The following is a 14,138-nucleotide window of genomic DNA, read 5'->3' on the forward strand; positions in this document are numbered from 1 at the left end:
CACCGGTCCCGCCCGAGCCGCCGCGAGAAGTGCACCCGTCTCGGGCAGGTCCGGTGAGTTCGCGGATCTGCCGGTCGTGGGCCCTCACAGTCAGCCCAGGGCGGCGACGAGCTCCGTGGCCTGCCGGATCGCCCGCTTGGCGTCCAGCTCCGCCGCGACGTCGGCCCCGCCGATGAGGTGCACCGGGACGGCGCCGGTGTCGTGCCCGGCGTCGAGCAGCGCGTCGTGCAGCTCCCGCAGCGGCTCCTGGCCCGTGCACAGCACCACGGTGTCCACCGGCAGCACCTGCTCGACCGGCTCCGTGCCGTCGGGCCCCGGCACGGTGAGGTGCAGTCCGTCGTCGTCGATCCGCCGGTACGTCACCCCGCTCAGGGTGCGGACGCCCCCGGCCCGGAGCGAGGCCCGGTGGATCCACCCGGTCGTGCGGCCCAGCCCGGCCCCGGGCTTGCCGGGGGAGCGCTGCAGCAGCGTCACCTCGCGCGCGGGGGGCTCGGGGCAGGGCGCGGCCAGACCGCCGCGGGCGGACAGCGTCGTGTCGACGCCCCACGCACGGTAGAAGTCCGCGCCCGGGGAGTGCAGGAGGAACTCGGCGAGGTCGAAGCCGATGCCCCCGGCGCCGAGGACCGCGACCCGGCGGCCCACGGGGGCCCCGTGGTGCAGGACGTCCCGGTAGCCCACGACCGACGGGTGCTCCACGCCCTCGATCGCGGGCACGCGCGGCTCCACGCCCGTGGCGAGCACGAGCCGGTCGAAGCCGCCCAGGTGCCCGGGCCCGGCCGGCGTCCCGAGCCGCACGTCCACCCCCAGCTCGGCGAGCCGCACGCCGTAGTAGCGCAGCGTCTCCGCGTACTCCTCCTTGCCCGGGATGCGCAGGGCCATCAGGAACTGCCCGCCGATCCGGTCCTCCGCCTCGAAGAGGGTGACGGCGTGCCCGGCCTCCGCCGCGTTGACGGCGAAGGCCAGCCCGGCGGGGCCCGCGCCGACCACGCCGATCCGCTCGGCCCGGCGGGTGGGACCCAGGCGCAGCAGGGTCTCGTGCCCGGCCCGCGGATTGACCAGGCAGGACGCGGTCCGGCCCGCGAACGTGTGGTCCAGGCACGCCTGGTTGCACGCGATGCACGTGTTGATCGTGTCCGCCCGGCCGCGCCCGGCCTTGGCCACGAAGTCCGGGTCGGCGAGCAGGGGGCGGGCCAGGGACACCATGTCGGCGTCCCCGTCCGCCAGGATCCGCTCCGCGGTCTCCGGGGTGCTGATCCGGTTGACGGCGATCAGGGGGATCCCGACCTCGCCCTTGAGCCGGCGCGTCACCCACGAGAAGCCGCCGCGGGGGACGACCGTGGCGATCGTGGGGATGCGCGCCTCGTGCCAGCCGATGCCGGTGTTGAGCAGGGTGGCACCGGCGGCCTCGACCGCCCGGGCCAGCGCCACGACCTCCTCGAGCGTGGAGCCGCCCGGGACCAGGTCCAGCATGGAGAGCCGGTAGACGAGGATGAAGTCCGGGCCGGTGCGCTCGCGGACGCGGCGGACGATCTCCACGGGCAGGCGCATCCGGTTCTCGAAGGACCCGCCCCACCGGTCGGTGCGGTGGTTGGTCTCGGCGGCGACGAACTCGTTGATGAGGTAGCCCTCGGAGCCCATCACCTCCACGCCGTCGTAGCCGGCCTCCCGGGCGAGCGCGGCGGTGCGGGCGAAGTCCTCGACGGTCCGCTCGATCTCCTCGGCGGTGAGCTCGTGCGGGACCACCGGGCTGATGGGAGCACGCAGGGGGCTCGGGGCCACGGCGTCGGGCGTCCTCGCGTAGCGGCCGGCGTGCAGGATCTGCAGGGCGATCCTCCCGCCCTCGGCGTGCACGGCGTCCGTGACCGTGCGGTGCCGGGCCACCTCCTCCGGGGTGCTGAGCACGGCGCCGCCGGCGTGCGTGGCGCCCTCCGGGTTCGGTCCGATGCCGCCGGTGACGATGAGCCCCACACCGCCGCGCACCCGCTCCGCGTAGAACTCCGCGAGGCGCTCGAACCCCCCGGGGAGCTCCTCGAGACCGGTGTGCATCGACCCCATGAGCACCCGGTTGGGCAGGGTGGTGAAACCCAGGTCCAGGGGCGCGAGCAGGCGCGGGTAGGGCACGGTCATGTGATACTCCTCGTCTCAGGTACTTGGGTCACCGTAGGCGAGGAGTGAGCCGCCTCACAAGCGCGGCGCGGTCTCTACAATGCGGCCAGCAGGTCCTTCCACACCATGCGCCAGCGCGCGACGTCGTCGGCGGAGGCCAGCCCGGTGTGCGCGACGGCCACCGTGGCGCGGCCGCCGCCCTTGGCGCCGATGGTCGCGGCGACCCGGGTCCCGTCGGCGAGCCGCGCGCGCCAGTAGCGCCACTTCTCGGTGACGGCGGTGGTGGGCGGCTGCCGGAGCGCGACGCCGCCGACCTCCGTGCGCCCCGCCATGAGCTCGCTCCACCGGGCGAGCGCCTCGTCCGGGGTGCCGGACACCGTGCGGCTCGCGCCCGCCCCGAAGGTGCCGTCCCCGGACTGCCCGGGCCGGCGGGCCCCCGTGTGCTGCTCCCAGGCCACCGTGACGGACTGCGCCCACCACTCGTGGTTCTCGACCACGCCGTCCAGCTGCTCCGCGACGCGGCGGGCGAGCTCGGCGTGGCTCATCGTCCGGGCGCCGAGCTCCTCGAGCCGTGCCGTCCAGGTCTCCCACGGGATGCCGGTGGCCCGGGCGATCCCGGCCGTGCTGGCGCCGCGGGTGCCCACGGGCTCAGTCCGAGGTCGGCGGCCGGTACCCGCCCTCGGCCGGGTCCTGGTCGTCCCCGCTGATCTCGTGGGCGGGTGTGCCGGCCTCGCGCACGCCGGAGACCTGCTGGCCCGCGTTCGTCTGTCCGGTGGGCATCGGCTCGTGGGCCATGTCCTCTGCGGGTGTGTCCGCGGCCGCGCCGATGTCCTCGGCCAGGTGCGGGTCGTCGGGGAGCTGGGCCCCGGAGCCGGAAGTGGTGTCCATGGGTCCAGACAACCAGTGGCGCACGGACCTGGCAAGGACGGGCGTGACGGGTCCGGACGCGTCCTCGCGATATCGCGGACAGCGAATGGACAGGGTGCTGACAGTGGGTGGGGGGCGTGCCATAGTGGACGGCAGAGGCCCGTTCCTGCGGGCCGCCCGAAGTTGTCGAGCTAGGCCGCCGCCCGGCGGCGGCCGGAAACGTGGAGACGAACCCATGGCCACCCCGAACCAGCGCACCGCCCCCTACACCGTGCCCGGTCTGTCCACCGAGAACGGTCACGAGGTCGCCCAGACGCTCCAGCAGCGCCTGCACGCCCTCAACGACCTCCAGCTCACGCTCAAGCACGCCCACTGGAACGTGGTGGGCCCCAACTTCATCTCCGTCCACGAGATGCTGGACCCGCAGATCGAGCTCGTGCGCGGCTTCGTCGACGAGCTCGCCGAGCGCATGGCGACCATGGGCGTGGGCCCGTCCGGCCTGCCCGGCGACCTCGTCCAGGCCCGCACCTGGGACGACTACTCGGTCCACCGCGCCACCGGCGTGGAGCACCTCGCCGCCCTCGACCTCGTCTACAACGGCGTGATCGAGGACCACCGCGACGCGATCCAGAAGGTCGGCGAGCTCGACCCCATCACCGAGGACATGCTCATCGGCCAGGTCAAGGAGCTCGAGCTCTTCCAGTGGTTCATGCGCGCGCACCTCGAGAACAGCGGCGGCGACCTCCAGCACGGCGGCGCCCGCACGGAGAAGGGCGCGGCGGAGTCCGCCGCGCAGTAGTCCGACCGGCGATCGTGGCACCCCACGCCCGCCCCGGCCCCGCCGACCCCCGTGGTCCGCGGGGCCGGGGCGCGTTCACGGCCATGACCTTCAACATCCGGCGTCCCATGGAGCGGTACCGCCGGGCGTCGCCGGACGCGTGGCTGACCCGGGCCCCGGCGGTGCAGGCGGTGCTCCGGGCCCACCGGCCGGAGCTGGCCGCGCTGCAGGAGGTGCTCCCGGGGCAGCTGCACCTGCTGCAGACGGCCCTGGGGCCGGACCACGTCCTGCTGGGCGGGGGCCGGGACGCCGCGGGCCGCGGGGAGCGCTGCCTGCTGGCCGTGGACACCGCGCGCTTCGGGATCGAGCGGTGGGAGCAGCGGTGGCTGTCCCCGCAGCCGGAGGTCCCGGGGTCGAAGTGGCCGGGGGACCTCTTCCCCCGCACCCTGGTGCTGGCCGAGCTCACGGACCGGCGCACGGGGGTGGCCTGGCGGGCGGCGGCCACCCATCTCGACCCGTGGCCGGAGCACGGCCGGCTGCGCCAGCTCGCCGCGCTGCAGGGCCTGCTCCTCGGCTGGGACGGGCCCCTGCTGCTCCTCGGGGACATGAACGCGGCCGCCGGGCGCTCCCGCACCTGGGACGCGGCGCTCGCCGGTGGGCTGCGGGACACCCTGCCCGCCGACGCCGCGGGAACCTTCCACCGCTACCGGGAGCCCCGTGCCGGGACGCCGCGGCTGGACTGGATCCTGTACGGCGGACCGGTCCGCGTCCTCGACTCCCGCGTCCTGGTCGATCGCCCGCGCGGCGTCTGGGCCTCGGACCACTTTCCGGTGCTGGCCGAGCTCGAGCACGACGGCGGCCCCGCCTCCTGAGGGCGGGGCCGCCGGGAGGGCGCGGGCGGGTCAGTACACGATGCCGAACACCCACACCCCGAGGGTCATCGTCACGAGGGTGATCAGCCCGACGCCGACGATGTTCAGCCACACGCCGCCCTTGATCATCTGGCCGATCGTCACGTACCCGGAGCCGAACGCGATGGCGTTGGGCGGGGTGGCCACCGGCAGCATGAACGCGCAGGTCGCCGCCAGGGCCACGGGGATGGCCAGCAGCATCGGGTCCAGGTCCAGGCCGAGGGCCACGCCCCCGGCGACCGGCAGGAACGTGGCCGCCGTGGCCGTGTTGCTGGTGAGCTCGGTCAGGAAGATGACACCGGCGGCCACGACGAGGACCAGGACCAGGACGGGCACGGCGCCCAGCCCCTCGACCTGGGCGCCGATCCACTCGGTGAGCCCGGAGTCCGAGAACTGGGAGGACAGGGCCAGGCCGCCGCCGAACAGGAGCAGCACGCCCCAGGGCAGCTTGACCGCGGACTCCCAGTCCAGCAGCCGGACCCCGCGCTGGGCGCCGGCGGGGAGCAGGAACAGCAGCAGCCCCACGACCATGGCGATGCCGGCGTCGCTGATCGGCGGGGAGTCGAAGATCACGGGCACGAACACCCAGCTGAACGCCGCCAGCGCGAAGATGGCCAGCACGAGCTTCTCACCGGTCGACATGGGCCCGAGCTTGTGCAGCTCGTTGTTGATCAGCTTCCGGCCGCCGGGGATCTCGTCGATCTCCGGCTTGAACAGCACCTTGGTGAGCAGGAACCAGGCGATCGCGAGCATGACCACGGACAGCGGCACCCCCACGAGCATCCACTGCCCGAAGCCCACGGTGATGTCGTGCGACTCCTGGAGATAGCCGACCATCAGGGTGTTCGGCGGGGTGCCGATGATCGTGCCGAGGGAGCCGATCGACGCGGCGTAGGCGATGCCGAGCATCAGCGCGGTGCCGAAGTTCGAGGCGATGACGGCCTCCTTCACCTTCGCGCTCTGGGGGTCGGCGCCTTCCAGGTCGGTGTCGGCGACGCCGGCCTCGGCGGCGGCGTCGTTCATCAGGTTGGGCAGCAGCAGCAGGACGGACACGCCGATGGGGATCATCATGACGGCCGTGGCGGTGTTGGACACCCACATGCTGAGGAAGCCGGTCGCGACCATGAAGCCGGCCACCATCTGGGCCGGCTTGGTGCCCATGACCCGCACGGTGCGCAGGGCGATCCTGCGGTGCAGGTTCCAGCGCTGCATGGCCAGGGCCAGGAGGAACCCGCCCATGAAGAGGAAGATGATGTTGCTCCCGTAGGAGGCGCCGACGTCGTCGACGGCGACGTCCGGCGCGAGCACCGGGAAGATGATCAGCGGCAGCAGGGCGGTGGCCGGGATCGGGATGGCCTCCGTCATCCACCACACGCCCATGAGCCCGGCGGTCGCGGCCGTGAGCCTGGCGTGCTGGGCCAGGTCCGGGGGCATGAGGACGTAGATGAGCAGGGCCAGGACCAGGCCCGCGAGGAGCCCGCCCCACTTGATCCGGTGCGTCTTGGCGTGCTCCGCAGGGGCCTGCTCGCCCGGCGACCGGTGGTCGACCTCCTGCGTGTGGTGGGGTTCCGGGTGGTCGCCCTCCAGGCGGGACCCCGGGACGGATGGCGTGCTGCCCATGTCTCCTCCAGATGTGTTCGTGGTGGCTGCGCTGTGACTCACGTTCCGGCGGAGCGGCCGGCCCACGGCGCGGTGCGCCCGGGACCCGCGCGGGTCTCCGCCGCGGGAGAGGCTCCGCGGGTGGCGGCCTGCACCACCGGCAACCGGATGCAGGCGGCGAGGTGCTCCCGGGAGGCTCCACGGCGTGCCGGGGCGGCGCTGCCCGGCCCCGGACCGGGTGGGGGAACGGGCGGCGGGACGGTCTCCGCGCACTCGTCGGCCGCCCACGGGCACCTGGTGCGGAAGACGCACCCGGAGGGCGGGTCGAGGGGGGAGGGCACCTCGCCCTCGAGCGGGGCGGTCCGGCGCCGCCGCTCCGCCACGGGGTCGGCGGACGGGGCGGAGGCCATCAACGCCTTGGTGTAGGGGTGGGCGGGGGCGTCGAAGAGGTCCCGGACGTCCCCGTCCTCCATGAGCCGGCCGAGGTACATCACGAGGACGTGGTCGCTCATGTGCTCCACGACGGCGAGGTCGTGGGCGATGAACAGGTACGTGAGCCCCAGCTCGCCCTGCAGCCGGTTGAGCAGGTTCATGATCTGCGCCTGGACGGAGACGTCCAGGGAGGCGGTCGCCTCGTCGAGGATGATCAGGTCCGGCTCGCCCGCGAGCGCCCGGGCGATGGACACGCGCTGGCGCTGCCCGCCCGAGAGCTCGTGCGGGTACCGGTCCAGGAAGCGCCGGGAGAGGCCCACGAGCTCGAACAGCTCCGCCACCCGGCGGCGGCGCCCCTCCTTGTCCCCGCCGAGGCCGTGCACCTCGAGGGGCTCCGCCACGGCGCGGGAGACGTGCTGGCGGGGGTCCAGGGACGCGAACGGGTCCTGGAACACCATGGCGATCCGCCGGCGCAGGGCCTTGAGCTCCCGGCCCCGCACCGAGGTGATGTCCTCGCCGTCGAGCAGCACGGTCCCTGCGCTGGGCTCCACCAGGTGCATCAGCGCGTTGGCCACCGTGGACTTGCCGGAGCCGGACTCGCCGACCAGGGACACCGTCTGTCCCCGGTGGACGTCGAAGTCGATCCCCGCCACCGCCTGCACCGCGCCCTTGCCGCGGTCGGTGGTGACGGGGAAGCGGACCTGCAGGTCCCGCACGCTGAGCAGCGGCCGGTGGTCGTCGGTCATCGGGTGCCTCCTCGCCGGTCGGTGCCGTCCGCGTCGCCGCCGTTGAAGGTGCGGACCACGTGCTCCGGTCCCACCGGGGTCTCCGGCGGGCGCTCGGTCTCGCAGCGGGGGTCCCCGCGGACGGGGCAGCGGTCCCAGAACAGGCAGCCTTGGGGCAGGTGCTTGGGGTCCGGCGGGCTGCCGGGGATCACGGCGAGCTCGCCCTTGCCGTGGGCCGTCTGCGGCCGGGCGGCCATGAGGCCCCGGGTGTAGGGGTGGCGGGGATCGGTGAAGAGCTCCTCGAGGGGGGCGGACTCCACGATCTGCCCGCCGTAGAGCACGGCCACCCGGTCCGCGATGCCCGAGACCACGCCGAGGTCGTGGCTGATCCAGATCACGCTCATGCCGCGGGACTCCTGCAGCTCCTTGACCCGCTCGAGGATCTGGGCCTGCGTGGTGACGTCGAGCGCGGTGGTGGGCTCGTCCGCCACGAGCAGCTCCGGGTCGCAGGCCAGGGCCACGGCGATCATCACGCGCTGCTTCATCCCGCCCGAGAGCTGGTGGGGGTAGGAGGAGAGGCGGGACGGCGGGTCGGGGATGCCGACCGCCTCGAGCAGCTCGAGCGCCCGGCGCCGGGCGTCGCGGCGGGTGAGGCCGAGGTGGAAGCGCGGTGCCTCCGTGAGCTGCTGCTCCACGGTCAGCACCGGGTTCAGGGACGTGGAGGGGTCCTGGAAGATGAAGCCCACCCGCCTGCCGTGCACGCCGCGCAGCTGCCGGGGATCCATCGTCACGATGTCCTGACCGTCCAGCAGGGACTGCCCGCTCACCCGGGCGGGCGGGGAGTCGATCAGGCCGGTGGCCGCGAGCACCGTCATGGACTTGCCGGACCCGGACTCGCCCACGATGCCCAGGGTTCCGCCCCGGGGGACGGAGAAGGACACGCCGTTGACGATCTCCGCGGGGCCGATCCGGACGGCGAGGTCCCGCACGTCGAGCAGCACGTCCCCGTCGGAGGACGCCGGGGCGGTGGGGCGGCGGGGCTCGGTCGTGCGCATCAGGCGCTCCTGCGGATCTCGTCGGCGGTCCGCTGGCGCGGGTCGAGGACGTCGCGCATGCCGTCGCCCACCAGGTTGAACGCCAGCACGGTGAGGAAGATGGCCAGGCCCGGGAACACGCTCATCCACCAGGCGTCGTAGATGAAGGCCTGGGCGTCGTAGAGCATCCGTCCCCACGAGGGCTCGGGCGGCTGCACGCCCAGCCCCAGGAAGGACAGCGCGGCCTCGGAGAGGATCGCGAAGGCCAGCGAGAGGGAGGTCTGGACGGTGATGGGTCCCATGATGTTGGGCAGCACGTGGCGGCGCAGGATGAGCCCGTCGGACGCCCCGACGGCCTGGGAGGCCTTGACGTAGAGCTCCTCGCGCACGGCGAGCGTGGAGGCCCGCGTGATGCGGGCGAAGATGGGCGTGTAGACCACCCCGATCGCGATCATCGCCGTGGTCAGCCCGGGGCCCAGGACGGCGACGATGGCCATGGCCAGCAGCAGGATGGGGAACGCGAAGAGCACGTCCGCGCTGCGCATGATGACCGTGTCCGGCCAGCCGCCGAAGAAGCCGGCCACGAGACCCAGGGCCACCCCGACCACCAGGGCGATGCCCACGGCCACGAGGCCCACGGTCAGGGAGATCCGGGCGGAGAGCACCACGCGGGAGAACACGTCCCGGCCCAGCTCGTCGGTGCCGAACAGGTGCGCGCCCGAGGGCGGCTGCAGGGCGTTGACCACGTCGATGTCGTTCGCCCCGTACGGGGCGATCCAGCGTCCGAGCACGGCGAGCAGGACCACGAGGACGAGGATGACCAGGCCGGCGGCCGTGACCTTGTTCGAGACCAGCATCCGCAGGGTGCCGGTGCGGCTGACCTCCTCCGGGGTCTCCGCCGGCTCGGCGGGCCCCGGGACGGGCCCGGTGCGGCCGTCCCCGGCGCCCGGGGCGAGGCGGTCGGAGGAGGGCGTCTCGGGGCTGCTCATGACACACGGATCCTCGGGTCGACGACGGCGTACAGGATGTCCACCAGCAGGTTGATCAGCAGGAAGATGAGGGCGATCAGCAGCACGGTGCCCTGCACCACCGGGTAGTCGCGGGCCGCGACGGCGTCGAAGACCAGCCGACCCAGACCGGGCCACGCGAAGACCACCTCGATGACGATGAGGCCCCCGAGCATCGTGGCGGCCTGGACGCCGGCCACCGTGAGGATCGGGACGAGCGCGTTGCGCATCACGTGCCGGCCGATCACTGTGCGGCGGGGCAGGCCCTTGGACCGGGCCGTGCGCACGTAGTGGGAGCCGACGACGTCGAGCACCGCGGAGCGGACGTAGCGGGTCATGATGGACCCGGAGACCACGCCGACGGCGAGCCCCGGCAGGATCACCCGCTGGAGCCAGCCCCACGGGTCCTCGGTGAAGGGCACGTACCCGGACGGCGGCAGCAGCCCCAGCATCGTCGAGAAGACGATGATCAGGAGCAGGCCGAGCCAGAAGTCGGGGACCGAGACGCCGAACTGGCTCACGGCCCGGATCCCGCCGTCCGCCGCGGAGCCGCGGCGCAGGGCGGCCCAGGTGCCGAGGGGGAACGCGATGAGCAGCGCGATCGTGATGCCGGCGAGGCCGAGGGACACCGTGGCCGGCAGCCGGTCCAGCAGGATGAGGGTCACGGGCTCGCCGCTGCGGAAGCTCACCCCGAGGTTCCCGGTGAGGGCGTTGCCGATGTAGGCGAAGAACTGCACGAGCAGGGGCCGGTCCAGCCCGGAGGCCTCCCGCAGGGCGTCGTAGGACTCCTGGGTGAAGCGGGTGCCGAGGGCCACCCGCACGGGGTCGCCGGGGACGAGCTGGAGGAGGGCGAAGACCACGACCAGCACGCCGAACAGCACCACCACGGTGTGCAGCAGGCGCTTGACGAGAAATCTCAGGAGCGGGCTGCTCATTCGCTGTCCTCCTCGAGCCGGACGTCCTTGAACCGGATGGCGCGGTCCGGGCGGGCCTCGTAGCCCTGCAGGTCCGGGGTCCACGCCTGGACCACGTCGGGGTTGTACAGGTAGACGTAGCTGGCGTCGTCCACGATCTGCTCCGCCGCCCGGTCGTAGAGCTCCTTCCGGGCGTCCGGGTCGGTCTCGGTGCGCCCCGCGTCCAGGAGCCGGTCGACCTCGGGGCTGCTGTAGCCCTGGGCGTTGTTCGAGCCCTCGGAGTGGTGCTGGTTGTAGTAGTAATCGTTGACGTCCACGTTGCCGAGCCAGCCCAGGAGCAGCATGTCGAAGTTCCCCTGGGCCTGCTCGTCGAGCCAGGTCGCGAAGTCGAGGGTGCGGATGTCCGTGGCGACCCCGATCTCCGAGAGGTTGGCGGCGATCACCTGGGCCGCCGTGACCGTCTCCGGGAACTCGTTGGTGACCATGAGGTCGACGGTCTCCCCGGCCAGCCCCGAGCTCTCGGCGAGCTCGCGGGCGCGGTCGAGGTCCTGCTCGAAGGGCGCGTACTCGTGGTGCCAGACGGACGTCTCGGGCACGGCGGTCTGGTTCACGGTGGCGTTGCCGTACCAGGTGACCTGGGCGATGGCCTCCCGGTCGATGGCCTGCGCCACGGCGAGGCGCGCCTCGAGGGTGTCGAAGGGCGGCCGCGCCTGGTTCATGGTCACGTACCAGTAGTCGGTGGACGGGACGCCGGCGACCTCGACGTCGGGGTTCTGCCGCAGCGACGTGACCCGCTGCGGCGGGATCGAGTCGGTCCAGTGCACCTCGCCGGCGGTGAGGTCCGCGAGCGCCGTGGTGCCCTCGGAGATGAACCGGTAGACGACCCCCGGGACGTGGGGGCCCTCGCCCCAGTAGTCCTCGTTGGCCCGCAGGGTCACGGCCGTGCTCGCCGAGTTGCCCACCACCTCGAACGGGCCGGTGCCCACCGGGTCCAGCTGGACGTCCCCGCTCTCGACGTTCTGCCGCTCGACGATGGCCATGCCCTTGTACCCGCCGATCGCGGCGAGCAGGGCGGGCGTCGGCTGGGACACGTCGATGCGCACCGTGTGCTCGTCCACCGCCACGACGTCCTCGACGGCGGACAGCCGGTAGGCGTTGGCCAGCTGCTCGTCGATGATCCGGTCGTAGGAGTACACGACGTCCTCGGCCGTGAACTCGGAGCCGTCGTGGAACGTGACGCCCTCCCGCAGGCGGAACGTCCAGGAGAGCTGGTCCTCGCTGACCTCCCAGGACTCGGCGAGGGCGGGCTGCATCTCGAGGTTCTCGTCGGGCTCCACCAGGGTGTCGTAGACGTTCTCGAGGATCTGGAAGGAGAAGTAGGCGCTCGTGTTGTGGGGGTCGAGCTGGTCCGGCTCCCCGGCGATGGCCACCTTGAGATAGTCGTCGGTGTCGATCTCTCCCGCCCCCGCCAGGTCCACGCCCTCGCCCGCCGAGCAGGCGCCCAGGGCGAGGCACACGGCGCTCCCCAGCGCGACGATCCGTGCTCCGCGTGCCATCCGCCGCCTCCCGGTGGTAGGAATGAGCCGTCCGCCCGGGAGGACCCGGCGGGCGCCCCGTTCGGCCGCCCTGCCGGTGCGCACCCGGTCGTGGGTGTCGTCCCACCCTATGCATCCGGGACGGCGCACCACCACACCCTCGGGCCCGGCGTGCCGGGACGGGGGACGTCCCGGTCGGCGCGGGGCAAGCAACGACAACGAACCGGTCGTCACGCAGTTGACGGCCAGGAGGTGCCTGTGACCTACACCGTGATCGCCCGGAGCGCGGACTCCCGTCTGCTCGGGGCCGCCACGGCGAGCTGCTCGCTCGCCGTGGGCAACGCCGTGCCGGCCCTCGTGCCCACCGCCGGGGTCGTGGCCTCCCAGGCGTGGACCAACCGGCGGCTGCGCTTCGAGATGCTCCGCACCCTGCACCACGGGGGCTCGGCGGAAGAGGCGATCGCAGGGCTCACCGACGCCGACGCCGACCTGGCGCTGCGCCAGGTGGCGGTCCTGCCCGTGGCGGGGCCCGGAGCGCACCTCACCGGCAGCCTGTGCACACCGTGGGCCGGGGGCGTGGCCGGGGCCGACTTCGTGGTGATCGGCAACTACCTGACCGGCCCGGAGGTCGTCGAGTCGATGCGCGCCGCGATGGACGAGGCGCTCGCGGCACCGGGGCCGACGAGCACCGGGATGGCGCGTGCGCTGCTGGCCTGCCTGCGCGCGGGCCAGGACGCGGGCGGGGACAGCCGGGGGCAGCAGAGCGCCGCGGTGCTCGTGGCCGACACGCTCGCCGGCTTCCAGTACCCCGTGCTGCTCGACGTCGACCTGCGCGCCGACAACTCGCCCACCCCGCTGGACGACCTCGAGGAGATGCTCGCGCTGAAGGGCAGGGCCCACCCGGCGCCCGCCGAGGTGGTGCCCAGCACCGAGGTCCCGCACCGGCCCGAGGACGAGGGGCTCTGGTCGACGGTCCTGTCCTGACCGGCCCGGGGTGGGCGGCCCCTCCCGGGTGGCCTACCCTCGGTCCATGACCACTCGTCTCCTCCTCCCTGCCCGCGGTGGCCCCGCGGCGGGCCTGGCCGCCCTCCTCCTGGCGGGAGCGACGGTCCTCGCCGGCTGCACCCCGCAGCCGCCGGAGGCCGCCCCGGACGACGACGGGGCGGCGTCGTCCTCGGCGCCGTCCTCGGCGCCGGATCCGGAGCCGGCCCCGGACCGGCTGGAGGTCGTGGTCACCGGCGACGTCCTGCTCCACCCGGGGCTGTGGGCGCAGGCCGAGGCCGACGGGGACGGGGAGCTGGACTTCGGCCCGCTGGTGGAGGGGCTGCGCCCGTTCACGGAGGGCGCCGACCTCGCGATCTGCGGCATGGAGACTCCGCTCGCCGCACCCGAGGGCCCCTTCTCGGGGTACCCCTCGTTCGAGGTGCCGCCGCAGATCGTCCCGGCGCTGGCGGACATCGGCTACGACGCGTGCACCACGGCCACGAACCACGCCGTGGACGCCGGCCCGGAGGGCCTCGAGCGGACCCTCGACGTCCTGGCCGGTGCCGGGATCGCCACCACCGGCACGTACCGCACGGCGCAGGACGCGCAGGAGCCGCTGGTCCTCGACGTGGAGGGGGTGGGCGTGGGGCTGGTGACCGGGACCTACGGGCTCAACGGCAACGTCCCGGACGCCGCGTGGCGCGTGGACCTGCTGGACGTGCCCGAGATGGTCGGCAAGGCGCGCCGGGCGCGGGAGGCGGGGGCGGAGATCGTGCTGGCCGCGGTGCACGCCGGGGAGGAGTACTCCTCGGCGCCCGACCGGCAGCAGCTCGAGGTGACGCGCGCGCTCGCCGACAGCGGGGAGTTCGACTTCGTCTACGGCCACCACACGCACTCGGTGCTGCCGATCGAGAAGCACGGGGACACCTGGATCGTCCACGGGCTGGGCAACAGCCTCTCGGAGCACGCCACCCGGGTGCCGGTGAACAACGAGGGCCTGACGGTCAGCATGTCCTTCGCCCGCGAGGACGGGGAGTGGGTCGCGGGCGACCCGGTGTGGACCCCGCACATCTTCACCCTCGACCCGGTCCGGTGGTGCGCGCTGCCGGCCGAGGACGTCTGCCGCTCCCGCGAGGAGGACGCGGCGTCCCTGGCCCGCACCGCCCGGACCGTGGGGTCGATGGGCGCGGAGGCCGACGGCGCCCGCCCGTGGCGCCCGCTCACCCTCGGCCCCGCAGGACCGTAG

The 14,138-nt window shown here is 73.6% G+C and carries 13 protein-coding genes; 4 read left to right on the forward strand and 9 right to left on the reverse strand.

Translation table 11 applies throughout. The annotated features are described in order from the left end of the window. Positions 1-90: 90 nt before the first annotated feature. From Q0817_RS01410 to Q0817_RS01420, 3 genes are all read right to left on the reverse strand, one after another. The gene (locus Q0817_RS01410; protein WP_298583136.1) at positions 91-2,127 is read right to left on the reverse strand and encodes an FAD-dependent oxidoreductase; all 2,037 of its coding nucleotides are present in this window, start codon (positions 2,125-2,127) and stop codon (positions 91-93) included. A gap of 74 nt (positions 2,128-2,201) precedes the next feature. Continuing rightward, positions 2,202-2,750 carry a hypothetical protein gene (locus Q0817_RS01415; RefSeq protein WP_298583138.1) on the reverse strand — a complete coding sequence of 183 codons (549 nt, stop codon included), beginning with the start codon at positions 2,748-2,750 and terminating at the stop codon, positions 2,202-2,204. A gap of 4 nt (positions 2,751-2,754) precedes the next feature. Beyond that, positions 2,755-2,994, reverse strand: a complete 240-nt coding sequence (locus Q0817_RS01420; protein WP_298583139.1) for a hypothetical protein — start codon at positions 2,992-2,994, stop codon at positions 2,755-2,757. A 214-nt stretch (positions 2,995-3,208) separates the two neighbouring features. Here Q0817_RS01420 and Q0817_RS01425 point away from each other — a divergent pair, with 214 nt between their 5' ends. Then, the gene (locus Q0817_RS01425; RefSeq protein ID WP_298583142.1) at positions 3,209-3,772 is read left to right on the forward strand and encodes a Dps family protein; all 564 of its coding nucleotides are present in this window, start codon (positions 3,209-3,211) and stop codon (positions 3,770-3,772) included. A gap of 14 nt (positions 3,773-3,786) precedes the next feature. Continuing rightward, the gene (locus Q0817_RS01430) at positions 3,787-4,623 is read left to right on the forward strand and encodes an endonuclease/exonuclease/phosphatase family protein (protein WP_298583143.1); all 837 of its coding nucleotides are present in this window, start codon (positions 3,787-3,789) and stop codon (positions 4,621-4,623) included. Positions 4,624-4,653: 30 nt separating this feature from the next. Here the strand turns inward: Q0817_RS01430 and Q0817_RS01435 are convergent, their stop codons facing one another. The 6 genes from Q0817_RS01435 to Q0817_RS01460 are packed head-to-tail and all read right to left on the reverse strand — an operon-like array spanning position 4,654 to position 11,929. Next, a complete protein-coding gene (locus tag Q0817_RS01435; protein WP_298583145.1) occupies positions 4,654-6,282 on the reverse strand; it encodes a DASS family sodium-coupled anion symporter in 1,629 nt (542 codons plus the stop codon). Positions 6,283-6,320: 38 nt separating this feature from the next. Continuing rightward, complete coding sequence (locus Q0817_RS01440; RefSeq protein WP_298583147.1) at positions 6,321-7,439, reverse strand: ABC transporter ATP-binding protein; 1,119 nt, start codon at positions 7,437-7,439, stop codon at positions 6,321-6,323. Next, positions 7,436-8,473 carry an ABC transporter ATP-binding protein gene (locus Q0817_RS01445; RefSeq protein WP_298583149.1) on the reverse strand — a complete coding sequence of 346 codons (1,038 nt, stop codon included), beginning with the start codon at positions 8,471-8,473 and terminating at the stop codon, positions 7,436-7,438. The genes Q0817_RS01440 and Q0817_RS01445 overlap by 4 nt, the downstream gene beginning before the upstream one ends. After that, positions 8,473-9,441, reverse strand: coding sequence for an ABC transporter permease (locus Q0817_RS01450; RefSeq protein WP_298583151.1), 969 nt, complete (start codon positions 9,439-9,441; stop codon positions 8,473-8,475). The genes Q0817_RS01445 and Q0817_RS01450 overlap by 1 nt, the downstream gene beginning before the upstream one ends. Further along, a complete protein-coding gene (locus tag Q0817_RS01455) occupies positions 9,438-10,394 on the reverse strand; it encodes an ABC transporter permease (RefSeq protein ID WP_298583152.1) in 957 nt (318 codons plus the stop codon). Before Q0817_RS01455 ends, Q0817_RS01450 begins: the two co-directional genes overlap by 4 nt. Next, positions 10,391-11,929 carry an ABC transporter substrate-binding protein gene (locus Q0817_RS01460; RefSeq protein ID WP_298583154.1) on the reverse strand — a complete coding sequence of 513 codons (1,539 nt, stop codon included), beginning with the start codon at positions 11,927-11,929 and terminating at the stop codon, positions 10,391-10,393. The genes Q0817_RS01455 and Q0817_RS01460 overlap by 4 nt, the downstream gene beginning before the upstream one ends. A 237-nt stretch (positions 11,930-12,166) precedes the next feature. Here Q0817_RS01460 and Q0817_RS01465 point away from each other — a divergent pair, with 237 nt between their 5' ends. Both Q0817_RS01465 and Q0817_RS01470 read left to right on the forward strand, forming a co-directional pair. Then, positions 12,167-12,892 (forward strand): DUF1028 domain-containing protein, encoded by a 726-nt coding sequence (locus Q0817_RS01465; RefSeq protein ID WP_298583156.1) that lies wholly within the window; start codon positions 12,167-12,169, stop codon positions 12,890-12,892. A 46-nt stretch (positions 12,893-12,938) separates the two neighbouring features. Then, a complete protein-coding gene (locus Q0817_RS01470; protein WP_298583158.1) occupies positions 12,939-14,138 on the forward strand; it encodes a CapA family protein in 1,200 nt (399 codons plus the stop codon).

Source organism: uncultured Kocuria sp., assembly GCF_947500125.1.
GTDB lineage: Bacteria > Actinomycetota > Actinomycetes > Actinomycetales > Micrococcaceae > Kocuria.